Annotated in this window: 19 protein-coding genes; 8 read left to right on the forward strand and 11 right to left on the reverse strand. The window is 49.2% G+C overall.

Going from position 1 to position 16,116, the window contains the following annotated elements; genetic code table 11:
- Window positions 1-13 precede the first annotated feature (13 nt).
- Window positions 14-403, reverse strand: coding sequence for a DUF4183 domain-containing protein (locus tag EDM58_RS26400; protein ID WP_122913941.1), 390 nt, complete (start codon window positions 401-403; stop codon window positions 14-16).
- Window positions 404-478: 75 nt separating this feature from the next.
- Window positions 479-763: a DUF4183 domain-containing protein gene (locus EDM58_RS14445; RefSeq protein ID WP_122913943.1), complete on the reverse strand. Its 285-nt coding sequence runs from the start codon at window positions 761-763 to the stop codon at window positions 479-481.
- A 306-nt stretch (window positions 764-1,069) separates the two neighbouring features.
- Here EDM58_RS14445 and EDM58_RS14450 point away from each other — a divergent pair, with 306 nt between their 5' ends.
- Entirely contained in the window at window positions 1,070-2,527 is a 1,458-nt protein-coding gene (locus EDM58_RS14450; protein ID WP_122913945.1) for a S8 family serine peptidase, read from the forward strand.
- Between the two features lie 96 nt (window positions 2,528-2,623).
- Here the strand turns inward: EDM58_RS14450 and EDM58_RS14455 are convergent, their stop codons facing one another.
- Window positions 2,624-2,983 carry a YmaF family protein gene (locus tag EDM58_RS14455; RefSeq protein WP_122913978.1) on the reverse strand — a complete coding sequence of 120 codons (360 nt, stop codon included), beginning with the start codon at window positions 2,981-2,983 and terminating at the stop codon, window positions 2,624-2,626.
- 292 nt (window positions 2,984-3,275) lie between these two features.
- On the opposite strand from EDM58_RS14455, the gene EDM58_RS26405 reads away from it, so the two are divergent.
- Window positions 3,276-3,404 (forward strand): hypothetical protein, encoded by a 129-nt coding sequence (locus EDM58_RS26405; RefSeq protein WP_281275088.1) that lies wholly within the window; start codon window positions 3,276-3,278, stop codon window positions 3,402-3,404.
- Window positions 3,405-3,540: 136 nt separating this feature from the next.
- A complete protein-coding gene (locus tag EDM58_RS14460) occupies window positions 3,541-4,290 on the forward strand; it encodes a stalk domain-containing protein (RefSeq protein ID WP_183187510.1) in 750 nt (249 codons plus the stop codon).
- A gap of 156 nt (window positions 4,291-4,446) precedes the next feature.
- Here the strand turns inward: EDM58_RS14460 and EDM58_RS14465 are convergent, their stop codons facing one another.
- Window positions 4,447-4,848: a DUF6223 family protein gene (locus EDM58_RS14465; RefSeq protein ID WP_246000739.1), complete on the reverse strand. Its 402-nt coding sequence runs from the start codon at window positions 4,846-4,848 to the stop codon at window positions 4,447-4,449.
- A gap of 369 nt (window positions 4,849-5,217) precedes the next feature.
- On the opposite strand from EDM58_RS14465, the gene EDM58_RS14470 reads away from it, so the two are divergent.
- Both EDM58_RS14470 and EDM58_RS14475 read left to right on the forward strand, forming a co-directional pair.
- Window positions 5,218-5,904, forward strand: coding sequence for a response regulator transcription factor (locus EDM58_RS14470; protein WP_122913948.1), 687 nt, complete (start codon window positions 5,218-5,220; stop codon window positions 5,902-5,904).
- Window positions 5,901-6,833: a sensor histidine kinase gene (locus EDM58_RS14475; RefSeq protein WP_122913949.1), complete on the forward strand. Its 933-nt coding sequence runs from the start codon at window positions 5,901-5,903 to the stop codon at window positions 6,831-6,833. Before EDM58_RS14470 ends, EDM58_RS14475 begins: the two co-directional genes overlap by 4 nt.
- A gap of 57 nt (window positions 6,834-6,890) precedes the next feature.
- On the opposite strand, the gene EDM58_RS14480 is transcribed toward EDM58_RS14475, so the two are convergent.
- Together EDM58_RS14480 and pdxR are read right to left on the reverse strand one after the other, a co-directional pair.
- The gene (locus EDM58_RS14480; RefSeq protein WP_122913951.1) at window positions 6,891-7,376 is read right to left on the reverse strand and encodes a hypothetical protein; all 486 of its coding nucleotides are present in this window, start codon (window positions 7,374-7,376) and stop codon (window positions 6,891-6,893) included.
- A gap of 458 nt (window positions 7,377-7,834) precedes the next feature.
- Window positions 7,835-9,238, reverse strand: coding sequence for a MocR-like pyridoxine biosynthesis transcription factor PdxR (pdxR, locus tag EDM58_RS14485; protein WP_122913952.1), 1,404 nt, complete (start codon window positions 9,236-9,238; stop codon window positions 7,835-7,837).
- A gap of 134 nt (window positions 9,239-9,372) precedes the next feature.
- On the opposite strand from pdxR, the gene EDM58_RS14490 reads away from it, so the two are divergent.
- The gene (locus EDM58_RS14490; RefSeq protein WP_246000745.1) at window positions 9,373-10,311 is read left to right on the forward strand and encodes a DMT family transporter; all 939 of its coding nucleotides are present in this window, start codon (window positions 9,373-9,375) and stop codon (window positions 10,309-10,311) included.
- Window positions 10,312-10,485: 174 nt separating this feature from the next.
- On the opposite strand, the gene EDM58_RS14495 is transcribed toward EDM58_RS14490, so the two are convergent.
- The 4 genes from EDM58_RS14495 to EDM58_RS14510 are packed head-to-tail and all read right to left on the reverse strand — an operon-like array spanning window position 10,486 to window position 13,499.
- Window positions 10,486-11,079 (reverse strand): sulfite oxidase-like oxidoreductase, encoded by a 594-nt coding sequence (locus EDM58_RS14495; protein WP_122913955.1) that lies wholly within the window; start codon window positions 11,077-11,079, stop codon window positions 10,486-10,488.
- Window positions 11,080-11,091: 12 nt separating this feature from the next.
- Window positions 11,092-11,523: a CoA-binding protein gene (locus EDM58_RS14500; protein ID WP_122913956.1), complete on the reverse strand. Its 432-nt coding sequence runs from the start codon at window positions 11,521-11,523 to the stop codon at window positions 11,092-11,094.
- A 46-nt stretch (window positions 11,524-11,569) separates the two neighbouring features.
- On the reverse strand, window positions 11,570-13,069 hold the full coding sequence (locus EDM58_RS14505; protein WP_122913957.1) for a leucyl aminopeptidase: 1,500 nt from the start codon (window positions 13,067-13,069) through the stop codon (window positions 11,570-11,572).
- A gap of 58 nt (window positions 13,070-13,127) precedes the next feature.
- On the reverse strand, window positions 13,128-13,499 hold the full coding sequence (locus EDM58_RS14510) for a DUF309 domain-containing protein (RefSeq protein ID WP_122913980.1): 372 nt from the start codon (window positions 13,497-13,499) through the stop codon (window positions 13,128-13,130).
- Window positions 13,500-13,720: 221 nt separating this feature from the next.
- On the opposite strand from EDM58_RS14510, the gene EDM58_RS14515 reads away from it, so the two are divergent.
- Window positions 13,721-14,200 carry a divergent PAP2 family protein gene (locus EDM58_RS14515; protein ID WP_122913958.1) on the forward strand — a complete coding sequence of 160 codons (480 nt, stop codon included), beginning with the start codon at window positions 13,721-13,723 and terminating at the stop codon, window positions 14,198-14,200.
- Window positions 14,201-14,224: 24 nt separating this feature from the next.
- Window positions 14,225-15,004, forward strand: a complete 780-nt coding sequence (locus tag EDM58_RS14520; RefSeq protein WP_122913959.1) for a cobalamin-binding protein — start codon at window positions 14,225-14,227, stop codon at window positions 15,002-15,004.
- A gap of 54 nt (window positions 15,005-15,058) precedes the next feature.
- Here the strand turns inward: EDM58_RS14520 and EDM58_RS14525 are convergent, their stop codons facing one another.
- Complete coding sequence (locus EDM58_RS14525) at window positions 15,059-15,679, reverse strand: 3D domain-containing protein (RefSeq protein WP_122913960.1); 621 nt, start codon at window positions 15,677-15,679, stop codon at window positions 15,059-15,061.
- Window positions 15,680-16,116: the final 437 nt, after the last annotated feature.

Genomic DNA, 16,116 nt, shown 5'->3' on the forward strand with positions numbered 1-16,116 from the left:
CGGCGGATCGGTGTCATGTCATGATCTTGATGAACTGTAGAATCAAGGGTACACCCTTTGCAGGTACGTCACTGAGCACCAGAACGCCAGTTTGAACGGCGTAGAGATTGGGAGATTGCAAAATTCCGTTGATAAAAAGATTTGTCACAGTCACATCATTCGGGCCGAGTATGCCGGAAGTACTAAACGACCCTGCCGCATCACTGTCGGTATACACGTTTTTCATTCCATCTGAAAAGGCTGTAAACTGATACGTCTCCGCCTTCAAGAGGCCGGGAGTGCATGGACAAGGAGGACAGGGAGGACAGGATTGTACGGGAAAGATTGTAGGGCATCCGTACGGGGGGATTAATTGGTACCTTGCCATTCTACTTATGCTGACACGCTCCGCTTTTGGCTTCATTCCATCCCCTCTTCTTTTTTAAAGGTATACCCCAGGTCCTTTTTCGCTCCTGGGGTATACCTTTTTTCTTTTTCCTCAGTTAATCACGAATTCAACACAGACTGGTGTACCACCGTTTTCAGCATCGCCATCTGGAATCGTAATACTTGTAGTTGTAATCGTCGAGGTATTCCCTGGCTGAATGACCCCATTCACATACAGATTATAGTAAGCGAATGTGCTGGGAAATGCGGTAGCAGCAGCGCCTGCGTCATCATTGAATGCTGTAGCAGCAATAGCAAAGGTAGCGCCTGTCCCAGTCCCAGCTCCCATTGTTGAGTTGAATCTCACTGAGGTTACAAATGGTTTAATAATCGCCATTTTCACACCTCCCCATTTGGTAATATAAGGGGATCCCTTATTCTGTATTAATTAATGATTCCAGGAGTTCCCTTGAAACGGACAAACATCATCGAGCACTTCGCATATTTTCAAATCTTCAAGTTTCTAAACTAAGTCAGCGTGTTACGCATTCAATAGCCATCCTTCGCCAGAGTTGGACAATGTCAGTAGACGATCGGCGAAGCTTGTCTATAATTACGAAAAATATTCTTGATGTATATAAAGGATTTGATCGGAGGAAGAGTGAATCCATTGTTTATCAAATAGTAGAAAGGGGTCTTCGATGTGAAACGCAAAATCGCTTTCGCTGTTTTGAGTGGGTTGCTGACAGCCAGTCTATTTATCGCTCCCGGAAGCTTCGTTTCTGCCAAGAGTTCCTCGAATCCGTATCTGGTCGTATTCAAAAACGATCTGCCCTCAGATTATGAGGATCTGATCGAGGAAGCCGGTGGAGAAGTAGTACGTGCATTGCCGGAGATTGGCGCCGTTGAAATCAAGTCGAACGAACGCGGCTTCCTGAAGAACCTGAAAGGGGTTCGCGGAATCCAGGCGGCCAATCTCGCATTCACCCATAAGCTAGGTTACAAAAAAATCGACCGTTCCGCAGCGGATGGCCAGCCTGTCACGGATATCCCCCAGCCAGAGGATATTGACAGCTACTGGGAATATCAGTGGGATATGCAGCGTATCACAAACGATGGAAAATCCTATGACATCGAAACAGGCGGCACCAATCGTAGGCATAAAGCCGTCGTAGGCGTCATTGATTCCGGAATCGATCCGGACCATCCGGATTTAAGGGACAACCTGCTCGGCGGCATGAACTTTGTGCCTGCCGGCATCGACTCGAGCGAAACGGGTGATCCGGACGATATCCGAGACCGTGACGGACATGGCACACACGTCGCCGGTTCCATCGCGGGCAACGGCAAGATCAAAGGAGTCGGGCCAAATCTGGGACTGAGGGTGTACCGCGTGTTCCCGGAAAATGATGGGGCTCCTACCTCCTGGATCGCCGCCGCTATCATTCAAGCTGCGGACGATGAGGTCGATGTCATCAATATGTCGATTGGCGGCTTCGATGCCATCTCCCGGTACACGTTCCAAGGAGAGGGCTCCTATAGCGATGTAGCCGACATCCTGATCTGGAAACGGGCGATTGATTATGCTGTGAAAAAAGGAGTAACGGTCGTAGTAGCAGCTGGCAACGAATCGTTGAACTTGAACAATCCTACAGAGATCACCCGATATATGAACGAGACTTACGGCGATCTCGGCTTCGAATTCAAAGGCGCTTCCAAGGAGGTCCCCGGACAGGTTCCGGGAGTCATCACTGTCTCCTCGTCGACCGAATGGTCAGAAGATGAGATCGCGTTCTACTCCAATTACGGAACCCGCTCCATCGATGTTGCTGCTCCCGGAGGGGATAACGGTCCCATCTATGCAGAGACAGGCGATTTGGACCAGAGAGATTTCCACTACCGAACACTCAGCACTTGGCCAACCTATCTGGACCCGTATTTCACTTCCAATCTGCATGACTACGCTCTGCTTCATGGCACCTCGATGGCTGCTCCCAAAGTGGCGGGAATTGCTGGGGTAATCAAGGCAGCCAATCCAGATTTGAAACCATCTCAGGTGGCCAATTTGATTAAGAAAACCGCGATTGACATGGGCAAAAGAGGGACAGACCAATACTTCGGAGCAGGCGAGGCCAATGCTTACAAGGCTCTGAAACAATAGCTTTTCAAAAGAAAAATCCTGTAAAGGGCAAAAACGGACGCCTCCTTAAGCCAAGGTGTCCGTTTTTATTCTTTGTCTCCCAGCAAGGGGGCAGATTTAGATCAGAGGTTTTTGAATTAATGTTGCAAATTTAAATCGATGGACATGACCATCGTTAAATGTTGTGGTTCCTTTTACGAAATGCACATGCTTGCCATTGCCAACAGGTATTGCTGGACCAGTAATAATTCTGACTCTATGAAGATGATTGAAGAAGTCTGTATTCGTTCTAATTACATGCACATGACTATTTCCTCTAGGTATCGCTTGTCCAGTCACTCCAGCAAAACGGTGATTATGTCTATCCTCCCCTTCTTCTGCAAGCTGTGTGCTCCCCAGAAACTCATGAACATGTCTTTGGATTTGCGATGTACGTCTGTGTTTTAATCTCCATTTGTACCTTTTTTTCTTAGCCACTGGTACCACCCTTCCATCCTTTACTTGATCCCATCGTATTAATGGAGACAAGGATGTGAACTGGTCAACGGCTTACACAACTCCAAAATCCATATTTCCCCAACTACTCATAACTAGTATCGCGATCCTCCTCTTTCTATACTTTTTCATCAAAATTAAAACTTGTTACCCAATCTTGTCTCTCTTATCGCACGGGCGGACAACTTTTTACATAGCAATGTTTTAGCGAGAGAACAAGTTTTGTTTGTACACACTTGTTAATCGCTAGTCATTTGTAAAGGAGGGAGCGAGTATGGGAAACAGAGAAAATAATGAAGCTAGACAAATTCGACAAGTGGAACGCATTCTCGAAGAAGTAATTCGAGAGCTGCGGGAAGCACTGCGCAGACTCAGAGAAATTCGGGAAGATATTGAAGACTAAAACGAAGTAAGCTGATTTGGCGGGTCCATCTGAGCATGTTGAGATGGACCCCTACATAACAATGGTTGAAACATGCAACATTTTTTCTTTTTTTACGTTTTATTTGTATACACCGAACAAAGAAGGAGCGAGATTCGTGTTGAATATTTCGAAAAAAATCGTCATTGGAAGTGTTGCGGGGGCGTTATTGTTTACGGGAGGAATGATGGCCGGTAGCAACAGCGCACTGGCAAAAAAAGCAACGGAAACCATACGCGCTAATTTTGCAAATATCAAATTAATTGTCAATGGCCAGGAGATTCAAACCAAGGCAGAACCATTCAGCTACAACGGCAACGTGTATGTTCCTGCCGCTACCATTGCCAATATGTTCGGCATCGGTCAAACATGGGATAACGACACTCCTGCTGTCCGTTTTGAAAGTGCTGATCGAGCCAAAACTGCACCACAGTATGCCGGCATGCAAGGTCAGCAAAATTATCCACATCCCCTGGATTATGTGTACGCTCTACGTCCCTATTACGAAAAGGTAGTTAATATTGTAAACAACCAAGAGCTTGTTATTCCCAAGATGGAAAGCACCGGGACCTTGACTCCGATTTCCCGCATGGTTCATGCCAACATGTTCTATATGCTCGAAAAAAATTCCCAAGGTTCCTTCATCAACGGCTATCAAATTGATAAGGTGAAAATTTCTATCTCCAAGGTGTTCTCCCGTCAGATTGATCCTGTTCAAGGTTCTCTTTCATTCAATGAGGATACAAGAGAGTTCACCGAGAAAATTTATACGCAAGCTGGCGACAAATATAAACTAGCAGGGGTAAAAGTGTATCTGATTGACTGGGATAATGTGATCACCAAAAGAGAGGAATTACTGACTCAATAGATACGTGGAAACAACACAAGCGGCATACTGGATCCTTTTCTTCCAGCATGCCGCTTTTTCATGGCTAATAGATATCCACAGATTTGTTTGACTTTTGTGGATTTTTTGTGAGTAAATGTTGGACTGGGTCTTGGGAAACAGATCGGAATGTTCGGGTCAGCCTATGCGGCGGGAGCGGGCCAGAGTTAGCCCAGCAAGGACCATGCTGGTCAGCCCCATCACGATGGCAATGATGGCCCCTGCTCTCCCGTCGCCTGTGCCGAAATCACCAGTGTATATGGTCAGATGCAGCATAGCGTAGGCTATGACGATAATCCCTACCACCACGGCAACAATGGCCCCGCGTCGCCCGCTGCCAGTGCCGAAACGACCGGCGGAGCGAGCCAGAGACAGCCCAGCGAGGCTCGCGCTGATCAGCCCCACAAACGCGTCTACCGTGGCCCAGATTCTCCCGGAGGTTGTTAGTCCATATCCGACATTAGCGGTGGTCACTTCAGCAAAGGCAATCGTCGGTACAAGTAGAAGTGTACAAAGAATTACGAATGAAACTAGCTTCATTTTCATTTGTTCATTTCCCCTTTTTTCGCTTTCGATAAGGTAGGAGCTTTTTGAAATCGTTCCCCTGATCCGGCAGTATCGGGTTTCTCAAATGTAATTGTTCAATCGATTGCGGATTTGCTGGATATCCCCTCCCCTTGGCCCGCGCTTTCCATTACGCCTTACTTTCCCGGTTCGAATCTTCTTTCTTGGCTTCCGCTATTTTCTCAACCTTCACAGCCACTTTACACAATAAATGTCGAGAACTTATGCAGATCCTCCTCTCATCGTGTGGATTTCTTCAAGTCCCGAAGAAATCACGGTATAATCTCGGTAAGCGGTATCATTTCGTCAAGGAAGCACACTCCATATAGAAACGATGTGATTGAGATGGATGCAAAACTGTTGGTCGTGGAGGACGAACCGGGCATGCTTGATGAGATGCAAACCTATCTGCAACGCGAAGGGTTCCGCGTATTGACAGCTCGTACCGGCAAGGAAGCGCTTGCGATAGCCCGGTCTGAACGGCCCGAACTTGTCGTGCTGGATTGGATGCTCCCTGAGAAAAGCGGCATCGACGTATGCCGTGAAATCAGGCAAACGTCACAATGCGGCATTATTATGGTCACTGCACGATCGGATGAATCGGATAAAATCGTCGGACTGGAAATCGGTGCGGACGATTATTTGACGAAACCGTTCAGCTTGCGCGAACTGGCTTCACGTATCCGAGCGTTGCTTCGCCGCTTGCGTGGATCTGAGGACAGGTCCATGTTCTTGGAAAGGGATAACTTGAGCATTTCCGAGGCCAAATGCCAGGTATTAAAAGACGGCCAGGAGATCCAACTGACTCCGACCGAATTCAAAATTTTGTACACGCTGGCCGCTCGTCCCGGCATTGTCTTCAGCCGTTTGCAATTGTTAAAGGTGGCTTTGCAGGATGAGTACATGGGATACGAACGAACAATGGATTCCCATATCCGGAATCTTCGCCGCAAGCTGGAAGACGATCCAGCCAATCCCCGCTATATTCAAACCGTATACGGTTTCGGCTACCGATTCGGTGAACCATCATGACGTTGACCGTACTCCAAAAAATATTTGTCTGCATGGGACTGCTCGTTCTTATCCTTGGCGGCTCTCATGCCGTAACCAATCTGGTTTACATGGAGTCCTTGTTCGATCAATTTCGAAATGAAGAAATCAACGCAGTTTTTTTGAACGCTCCACCCGAAGAACAAATTGAAATCTTGAAAACGTATGTTACTGCAAAGATGGAGTTTTTTTGGCTTGGAAAATGGGGATTTTTCATAGCGACTGGCCTTTTCTTCAGTCTCTGGATTTCAGGGGTACTGACTCTCCCGCTTCGCAAGCTCATTGCCGCTATCGAACGCGTGGCAAAGGGGGATCTGGAGGTAAATGTTCCTGTACAATCAAAAGACGAATACGGGAAAGTAATCCAGACATTCAACGATATGACGCATCGCCTACGGGAAGCGGAGGACGCTCGCAGGCGGTTGGTGGCTGATGTCACCCACGAGCTTCGTACTCCGCTGTCCATTATGCAGTTGAAGCTGGAAAATTATCAGCAGGCTGGTCATCCTGTCCCGCCGGAAATGCTTCGGATCCATGATGAAGTGATCCGATTGAGCCTGCTTGTAGAAGATCTTCATGTCTTGTCGTTGGCAGAGGCAGGCCGTTTGACGCTCGATTGCAAACCGCTCGATCTGACGGCACACCTGGAACGGATCGTGGAGCAGAATGCGCTATTTGCACGCGTCTCGGTGATTGACACCGGCATCGGTATACCGGAAGAAGACCTGCTTCACCTATTCGATCGATTTTACCGCGTAGAAGAAGCGCGCTCGCGTCATTCAGGCGGTACAGGCCTTGGATTATCCATCGCCCACCATTTTGTAAGAGCCCACGGCGGTTTCATCCACGTTTCAAGTCAGCCTGATGAAGGGACTATTTTTACTGTTTATCTGCCTCTAAGCAATCCCTGAACAAATCAAAAACCTCATCAACAAAGGATGAGGTTTCAGCATGTTTTACAGACGACGCTATTCTTTATAAATCAAGGATTTCAACGATTCTGCCTGATCTTTGTCCTGTTGGCTGATAATTCCCTCAAATTGATACACGTACGTGCCATTGTTCGTTATCTTGAGGTAGGCTACGTTCTGCTTCGTAAAACTCTCCAACACTTCATTCGCCTGCGTAATCGACAGCTTGGAATTCATCGCAAGCTCGGTAGCGGTTAATTTTCCGCCGTAACGTGCAGCAATCTGAAGCACCAAATTTTCCATTGCGTCTAACCTTCGGAGCCTGGTATTTTTTCTTGCCGCGAACAATAGCCAGCCACCGAACACAGCTGGAAGAACCCCGAGCAGAAGAAAGAGTACCAGATCGCTCGTTTCGGACAACTTTGTCTTCTCGGAAGCCATTGCCCCAGCGATCATAATCACCCCAAATACCAAAATAATGACTCCCGCGACATACTGAATTACTTCCGCAACAAGTCCCCTGCTTGTCGTTTTTGGGTTCATGCACAATCAGCCTTTCATCTATCGTTAGTTTCCAGTTTATCATATCCTTTCCATTGGCTCATCAGCGGAATTGCGAAGCTCAACGTAAAACGGGTCATGTATTGCCGAAACTGTGTGGTACCAAAAGTAATTAAGGGAGACAGTGAAAGTGGATGAACTTCAAAGATGTGAGCATTGTCAAAACCGCAACGAGATATGGCAACTGGAGACACTAACTCCAAAAAGATGCTCCATTCTAAACGAAGACGAAGTTTATCATATTTGCGATTTTTGCATTGAAGTTATCGAGGGTGTTAAAGAAAAGAAGACTATCAAAAAAATAGTAATAAGCTGCCCTCCTTTTAGAAGTATAAAAAGGAGGGCTAAACTTTTGTTTCCGAGCGAAACCAAGGATCGCCGTAGTTATCCCAATCTCACGGTTATGTCACCACTATCACTGCTTTGCCAGAGGCTGAGAATTATTCGGTCATGGGTGCATCCGTATCTTTCATAAAATTTCGCAACAATAAAATTCCTTTATAGATTTCGTCCGGTTCCAGATGACCATAGCCAAACAAAAGCTTGTTCACGTGTTCCCCCTTTCGGATACAGTGATATTCCACTGGCGTAATGCGAATCTTGTGGCGCCTGGAAGCTTCCACAAACGCATCATCAAAAGACATGCCTGGAAACTCTACAGCAAGATGCAGCCCGGCGGCATCTCCCCAGGATTGCCATGTGTCTTTGAACTGCTCTTTCAGTGTTGTAAGCAGTACCTGTCGACGCGCTCCGTATAGCTTTCTCATTCTTCCGATATGTCGGTCAAATTTTCTCGTATGCAAAAATTCAGCCATTGCTGCTTGTTCAAAAGGCGGATTCTGCACATCCGTATAGGTGCGCAAACGGCGCCAGCGTTTATGTAACTTGTCTGGCAGAATAACATAGCCAATGCGAAGCGCCGGGAACATAACTTTGCTGAATGTGCCGACGTAAATAACCCGCTCTGGATCCATGGCATAAAGCGGTGCTACCGGATCGCCGTAATACCGGAACTCGCTGTCATAATCATCTTCCACAATATAGCTTTCATTTTCTCTAGCATATCGAATCAATTGGGCGCGACGGCCTGCTGGCAGAATCCCTCCCAGAGGGAATTGATGTGATGGCGTAACATAAACGGCACAGGCGCGTTTTCCATACAGGTATTCTGGCTGCAGTCCCCAAGCATCTACAGGAATAGGCGTGATCGGGTATCCTTTATTTGCCAATGTACCTAACATGCCGGCATTGCACGGATCCTCAACCAGGATTTCCTTCCCTTCCTTATACAACAAGTCGGCAATCAAATGCAGGGCATGGGTGGCTCCCGCCGTAATGAAGATTTTTTTAGCATCAACCGAAAGGCCCTTGCTGCGAAAAAGCCATCCGGAAATTTCTTCACGCAGCCTCGGCAATCCCTCGGGGCCGGTATATCCCAAGAGACTTGGAGGCATCTCTTGCATCGTTTTCTGCGAGATCTGCTGCCAAACATGTCGTGGGAATTGCCGCAAATCCGGCTGCCCCGTCCGGAAATCAGCCAAGAATGGCAGTGTCGGTTTTTCCTGCGCAGGCGATCCAACTTCAGGCTTCTTCTCCAAATACAACCCTTCTGCCACCCGTGTGGGTGCTCCCTGGCGGCTCAAGACAAAACCTTCAACAATGAGCATTTCGTATGCCTCATTCACGGTATTGCGGGATACTTTCAGTTCGTTTGCCAATTCCCGGGTAGAAGGCAATGCCTCGCCTGCATGTAGTCTGCCGTTCAAAATCTGGTCCCTCAGAACCTGATAAATCTGACGTTTCAGTGGCACTTCGCTTTGCCGCTGCAGTTCAATCCCCCACATATAGCCTCCAACTGGTCTGCATAAACTTGTGTCAAACTGGTTCTTTTCCCATACCAGTTTATTCATTACGATTGTAGCATGATTTTCCATCCATTTTTCTATAGACTTGCGGGGGATGTGATTTTTTGGAACGCATGAAAGGAATGTATTACCTGTTTTGCGCTTTTTCGCTTGCTGGCACCTCTGTTATTGCAGCACGGTTCTTAGACGAAAATCTGGGGATCTTTACAATAACAGCGGTCAGTTTGTTTTTTGCCTTACTGTGCCTGCTACCATTGGGCTGGCGGGAACTCGTGAAAACGGTCCGTCGTTTATCTTTGAGAGACTGGATTCTTCTATCCATTCAGGCGTTGTTTGGTGTTTTTTTGTTTCGCATGTTTTTGCTGAACGGTCTTTTACATACAAGCGCTGGCGAGGCCGGGATCATAACCGGCGCAACTCCTGCCGTCACCGTTCTGCTCGCCATGCTTCTATTGAAAGAAACAGTAAATCGAACCGCGCTCCTCGGTATTGTTAGTACCGTTGCAGGTATTCTTCTGATACAAAACCTGCTCGCACCAGGATCAATCAGCACATTCTCAATCAATCATTTTGCCGGCAATGTACTGGTGCTCTGCGCTGCGGTGAGTGAATCCTTGTTTAATATATTTTCACGCATCGCTGTTAAAACCGAAGCCTCACACAGAGAACCGCTTCATCCTATTGCTCAAACCGCGCTCGTAACGGCCATGGCATTGACTTTATGCCTGATTCCTGCCATTTTTGAGCAGCCAGTATCCACTCTTTTTGCAATTGATTGGAAACAATGGCTGGCACTGGTATGGTACGGACCGTTTGTCACGGCTATTGCCTTCATTTTTTGGTATGCAGGCATAAAACGATGTGATGCGCAGACGGCCGCTGCTTTATCTGGCATGATGCCTTTTAGTGCATTATTGCTGTCTGTCATCGTACTGGGGGAGCGTGCCGGGTGGCAGCAATGGTCAGGTGGTCTTCTTGTTATCCTCGGCATGATCCTGATCGGGGGTAATCAACCATCAGAGCTGAAAGCTGATCGTGCAGAAAGCTTTTAATAAAAGAAGGGGAGATTTGTATCCTCATGCGGATCGGATTGTTTATTCTAAAATAGCTATGAAGTTCAGCATTACAGGGCGTCATCGGCTTTTGCCTTTCCTTTGGCGTGGGCGGAGCAATACATCCTTATAGACAAAATGAAGAGGCGGTTTCCTGCCTCTTCATTCTATTGTTCAATCCCAAGCGAAACGTTGCTCTTTCCAGGGATCCCCATACATATTATACCCATTCTTCTCCCAAAAGCCCTGCCGATCCTTCTCCATAAACTCGATGCCGCGCACCCATTTGGCGCTTTTCCAGAAATACAGATGCGGCACCACGAAACGAAGCGGCCAGCCGTGTTCAGGAGTCAGTTCCTCCCCGTTGTGCTTGTAGGCAAAGAGATTCCCCGGGGCAAGAAAGTCTGCAAGCGGCAGGTTGGCCGTCCATCCGTGCTCCGCGTGCAGCATGACGTATTTGGCTTCCGGCTTGATGCGGACGAGCTTGGTGATTTCTTCGACGGGAATCCCTTCCCAGACGTTGTCCAGCTTGCTCCATCCTGTCACGCAGTGAATGTCATTGGTGGAATTCCCTTTGGGCAGCGCCATGACCTGTTCATAGGATAATGTGGCTTCTTCCTCGACCAGACCGAAAATGCGCAGATCCCATTGCGTTGCCAGATCGGTATATTCTGGCACGTCTCCGTAGTGAAGGACAGGAAAGCCAGTGGTTTGCCTTTGGTTAGGAGGAATGCGGTCCCGTTTTGTTTCTGCAGTGTTGATTGGCATGTTGACCAACTCCTATTTCCCAATGCGCAGCAGCGCGTGATCTACTTTGATGCAAAGGTCGCTGACGACCTCAATCCCGGCTTCGCGGACCTTCTTCGCCGCTTCATCGTTGGAAATTCCCTGCTGCATCCAGAACACTTTCGGCTTCTGCTTCATGGCCAGCGTGTCCTCGGCTACTGGCGGAATGTCTTCACTCCTGCGAAATACGTTGACAATATCGACTGGCGTATCGATCTCGGCAAGCGTAGCCACTGCCTTTTCACCCAGAACTGTTTCACCTGCGATGATTGGATTGACGGGAATAATCGTATAGCCGGCGTTTTGCATGGCTGCCGCAACCATGTAGCTCGTGCGGTCAGGCTTGTTGGACAAGCCGACGACGGCAATCGTTTTGGCCTCTTCCAGCAGTTGGCGGCGGGTTTCATTACTTGGATTTTGTACCATGAATTCCACTCTCCTATTGATCATGTCTGATTTGATGATGGTTGATTTATGCTTGTGCGCGCCGCATCACAAATTGCGTGATCGTGCGCGTCATAACACCTGTTGCGCCTGCGGGCTGCATGTCGCCCTGATTGACATTGTACGCGGTTCCCGCGATGTCCAGATGCACCCATGGCGTATCTTCCGCAAACTCCTGCAAAAAGACGCCGCCGATGATCGCATGGCCGTTGCGGCCACCTGAATTTTTCAAGTCTGCAAAGTGGCTTTTGTTCAGTTCCCGATATTCGTCAAAGGTAGGCAGCTGCCACAGGCGCTCGCCTGCCGCTTCTGCTGCTGCCAGCACTTCTTCCACCATCTCCTGGTCGTTCGTCATCGCACCGGAGCACACATTGCCCAATGCCACGACAATGCCGCCAGTCAAGGTAGCCGCGTCCACCAGGCAGGAGACGCCCTGCTGCTTCGCGTATGTGATGCAATCGGCCAGAACCAGGCGTCCCTCTGCGTCTGTGGTGATGATCTCTACGGTTTTGCCGCTCATCGTCGTGATGACATCTCCAGGACGATAAGCGCTGCCAGAAGGCATGTTTTCCACAGTGCCGATGACTGCCAGCACATTTACTTTCGGCTTGAGCTGGCCCAGCGCCTCCAGTGCGCCGATCATAGCTCCCGCGCCGCCCATGTCCGACTTCATGTTTTCCATCCCCGCCACCGGTTTGATGGAGATGCCTCCCGTGTCAAAAGTTACCCCTTTTCCGATCAGTCCGATCACATCGTCCCAGGTCTCGCGCCCCTGATAGCGAACCACGACGACGTAAGGCTCCTCTACGCTTCCCTGCGCGACGCTGAGGACACCGCCCATGCCGAGTTCCTCCAGCTTTGCCTTTTCCAGCACTTCGACCTGCATCCCATGGCGGCGCGCTACATCCACCGCGGCATCCTTGAGAGCGCGGGGCGGCAGGTAGTTGCCAGGCTCATTCACCAGCGTTCGCGCCAGATTGGTTCCTTGTGCAAGAGCCATTCCTCGCTGCACTCCTTCACGGACTGCATCCTGGGCGTCCTCCGCTGCCAAAATCCGCACTGTCGCTACCGGATCGTTTTCCCGCTTCGGCTTGTGGCGATAGCCTTCGTAATGATAGTCAGCCAGACCAAAGGCTTCGGTCACAGCCTGTGCCAATCGATCCGTTTCCAGCCTGTCTGTCGTCGGCAAGTCGATGGCTACGGTTTTTTGGCTTCCCTTTCCAAGCACCGTTTTCGCTGCTCGGCCCCATGCATTGCGAGCGGAGACGAAATCGAACTTATCAGGGTCGCCCATTCCGATGACAATCAGTTTTTTGGCTGCGATCTTGCCCATGCAGTGAACGATGCCTATCGCTTTAGCCTCTCCGCTAATTTCCTTATTTGCCTGAAGCACATCCAGACCGCCATCAAAAGCATGGTCCAGCTCCGGATAGATCTGGGCAAGAGCCTCTCCCTTCCAGAGCGGGACGATCAATTCATCACAATCAACCTCTGGAAGCTGCGGACGTTTTTCGACGTTAACTTGCATTTACTCTTCCCTCTTTTCGTGACTTAGGATACAATTATGAACACATTTGTGTTTGGTTTTATCTGTGGATGATTTGCAAACGATAAAGAGGAAACGCTTCGTTTTTTGCCTCTGCATACGAGATGGTATCTGACTCGGGCAGGGCAGCCTCGCATTTTGCTATGTAAGCGATCACTTCCGAAACGTCTAAGCCCCAATGTACGGGCTGGTAGCGGCTCAAGTACTTGCGCGCATTGCCGAACATCCAGCGAGCCCCCTTGATGTTGCCGTATTCACGATGATACAGACCGACGGAAAGCTGCAGAAGTCCTTGGAGAAATTTGTCGCTTTTGTCTTCCATCCAGATTTCCTCCAGCAAATCGTGGCACTCGTAGTATTCTCCGGCATTGAATTTTTCGATGAACTGAAGATATTGATCGGGCAAAGGCACCGAATGCACCCCTTCCTTTTCTCCCGTCCACTTTCATCGTATCACAGTTTGCCATTCACTGACATCCAACAATCTGGTCTGCAAACACTTTTGGTCTTTTCCTGGATTTGTCCAATTGTGCCGGGAAAATTGAGCGACATTTTTCGCAATCTTAACGGATGAGCCTTATCTCCATCTGTTACAATAAACTCAGATGTGTACATAGAAAGGAATGGATTTCTGTGGCAAATGACATTTTCGATAACTTTCCCTTGTGGGCTGCGCTTCTTGCCATAGGAATTGCGCAATTCATTAAAATTCCGCTGCATTTTTTCACGACCAGGACGTGGATGTGGTCCTTGATGTTCAGCACAGGCGGCATGCCAAGCTCCCACTCCTCCGCCGTCACTGCACTCTCTACTGCAGTAGGGTTGCGGGAGGGCTTCGGCAGCAATATGTTCGCGATCTCCGCGATTTTAGGCGTCATCGTCATGTTTGATGCCGCTGGCGTTCGCCGTCACGCAGGGATGCAGGCCGTCGTGCTCAACAAGCTCGTAGAGGAATTCAATCATCTGCTGGAAGGCATGAAGACATTCAAAACACGTCCCAAGCAGGAAAAAGCCAAAAAGCTGAAGGAGCTTCTCGGTCATCAACCAATTGAAGTTTTGATCGGCGGCACACTGGGTGTCGTCATTGCTCTATTGGTCCACCCGCTTTTCTAGGATATGCCGATTGGAGGGAGACTCATGCGCATTGTATCGATCTGCCCCAGCAATACGGAGATCTTGTATTACTTGGGATTGGGCGAGCAAATTGTCGGGCTGGACGACCATTCCGATTGGCCCCAGTCCCTGCAGCATTTGCCCCGTGTAGGTCCTGATCTGACGATTGATATGAACCGCGTCGAAGCTTTGCGGCCCGATCTGGTGGTAGCTTCTCTCAGCGTTCCCGGCATGGAAGCTAATATTGCAGCCCTTCGCGAGCGGAATCTCCCTCACATCGTTCTCAATCCTTCCCGCATCTCCGAAATCACGGGAGATATCAGGCTTGTCGGGGAAGCGACAGGAACGGTGCAACGAGCGGAACTTTTAGCTCGTCAATTTGACGAAAAAATCGCAAACATTCGGCAACGCTCCGCTACCTATGAAGAAAAACCAAAGCTGTACTGGGAGTGGTGGCCCAATCCGATCTACACACCCGGCGGCGAAAACTGGCTGACCGATGTCAGCGAGATCGTAGGCGCTGTAAATATCTTTGCCGACTATCCTGTAGCCAATGTCAAAGCGACCCGCGAGATGGTCCGGGATCGCGATCCGGATCACATCTGTGTCGTCTGGTGCGGCATCGAGCTTCGGCGCATCAAGCCAATGATGATTACAGAGCGGACAGAGTGGCAGGAAATGACCGCGATACGCAATAGCCGTGTTCATCTTCTGGAGGAAGGCCTCTACTGCCGTCCCTCTCCCCGAATTCTGGACGGGTTGGAAAAGCTTGAAGCCCTGATCCGGCATCCCCATGCGACATGAAAAAACGTTCAAGGCCCGTAGCTCGGGTTCCCTGAACGTTTTTTTTGCTCTGCCTTATTCGACCGGATCGGCCATGGCGGCTACGCCTTTCTCATTGAGGGAATTGAGGAAGGCTTCCGTTACTTTGCCTTCTCCTCGTTTCACGACGTAGACGTCCACTGACTTTTTGCCCCACTGCTTGAATACATCCTGCTTCGTTTCAAAGTACAGGTCGATCTTGTTTCCTCGAATCGCTCCGCCTTTATCCGCAACGACACCATACCCATAGCCTGGTATGTACAGGATCGTACCCAGCGGGAAGACCCGCAGGTCAGCAGCGATGGTGGAGTAATCATCCCTTCTTACTTTGACACCTGAATAGGTAATCCCGTAGGACGGGTGTGACGGCGTTTTGCCGGTAGATTCAAAACCGGCGTAATACCCTGTCGCCACTACGCGCACTTTCGGATACTGTTCAAGCATCGTTTCTGTTTTATCTATCACCTGTGTAAGTGAGCTGGCGGATACTGTGCGCTTCTTGACGACCCGCTGACCTTCCTTGATTTCCTTGATTCCAAATGCAGAGTTGGCCCTCAATCCATCTCCGACTGCGTTATAGCCGTATCCGTCGCTGGCAAATCCGGTTAAAACCATGATTACGAGCACCAGGATACTGCTTATTCGCTTTCCATTCATTTTTTGATAAACCTCCTCTCGGTTCTAGTCATGTCCCGAGGAAGAGGAAAATATACACAAATTTTGATCTGTTATAGAAATATTCCGTTTTTTGTGGTCGATTGTGGGCTTCGTATAGGCTTTGGTGGTGGGGAGGAAAAAGGAGAAAACGCTCCGGGCGGGGTGGGATCTTTGCTGGGGGCGTCACTGGCCGCCTCCCACTCCAAAGGCGGAACCGCGGCCAAAAGCAGCCGGTTCGAAGAAGCGCATCAAGGTGTAGAGTAGAGAACTGACGCTTTCTGGCGACCGTTTGGTCGCCTTACTCCTATCAGTTCCCCCTCATCAAACCGTACGTGAGGTTCTCCCTCATACGGCTTTCCGATGTTCTTCTTTCCTTGGCATTCGGTTATCGCGTACGGCAAGCTTCACAAGAATTCCTCTTGTAGCTTTTGCTATCT

Source organism: Brevibacillus panacihumi (genome assembly GCF_003710985.1).
In the GTDB taxonomy this organism is placed as follows: domain Bacteria; phylum Bacillota; class Bacilli; order Brevibacillales; family Brevibacillaceae; genus Brevibacillus; species Brevibacillus panacihumi.

Coding starts and splice junctions, on each gene's coding strand:
- EDM58_RS14495 (WP_122913955.1), bottom strand. CDS start 11,079: ATGCCAATCAACACTGCAGAAACAAAACGGGACCGCATTCCTCCTAAC.
- EDM58_RS14525 (WP_122913960.1), bottom strand. CDS start 15,679: ATGAATGGAAAGCGAATAAGCAGTATCCTGGTGCTCGTAATCATGGTT.
- EDM58_RS14465 (WP_246000739.1), bottom strand. CDS start 4,848: ATGAAGCTAGTTTCATTCGTAATTCTTTGTACACTTCTACTTGTACCG.
- pdxR (WP_122913952.1), bottom strand. CDS start 9,238: ATGTGGGGGATTGAACTGCAGCGGCAAAGCGAAGTGCCACTGAAACGT.
- EDM58_RS14490 (WP_246000745.1), top strand. CDS start 9,373: ATGAAAGGAATGTATTACCTGTTTTGCGCTTTTTCGCTTGCTGGCACC.
- EDM58_RS14475 (WP_122913949.1), top strand. CDS start 5,901: ATGACGTTGACCGTACTCCAAAAAATATTTGTCTGCATGGGACTGCTC.
- EDM58_RS14470 (WP_122913948.1), top strand. CDS start 5,218: ATGGATGCAAAACTGTTGGTCGTGGAGGACGAACCGGGCATGCTTGAT.
- EDM58_RS14505 (WP_122913957.1), bottom strand. CDS start 13,069: ATGCAAGTTAACGTCGAAAAACGTCCGCAGCTTCCAGAGGTTGATTGT.
- EDM58_RS26400 (WP_122913941.1), bottom strand. CDS start 403: ATGAAGCCAAAAGCGGAGCGTGTCAGCATAAGTAGAATGGCAAGGTAC.
- EDM58_RS14500 (WP_122913956.1), bottom strand. CDS start 11,523: ATGGTACAAAATCCAAGTAATGAAACCCGCCGCCAACTGCTGGAAGAG.
- EDM58_RS14480 (WP_122913951.1), bottom strand. CDS start 7,376: ATGAACCCAAAAACGACAAGCAGGGGACTTGTTGCGGAAGTAATTCAG.
- EDM58_RS14445 (WP_122913943.1), bottom strand. CDS start 763: ATGGCGATTATTAAACCATTTGTAACCTCAGTGAGATTCAACTCAACA.
- EDM58_RS26405 (WP_281275088.1), top strand. CDS start 3,276: ATGGGAAACAGAGAAAATAATGAAGCTAGACAAATTCGACAAGTGGAA.
- EDM58_RS14520 (WP_122913959.1), top strand. CDS start 14,225: ATGCGCATTGTATCGATCTGCCCCAGCAATACGGAGATCTTGTATTAC.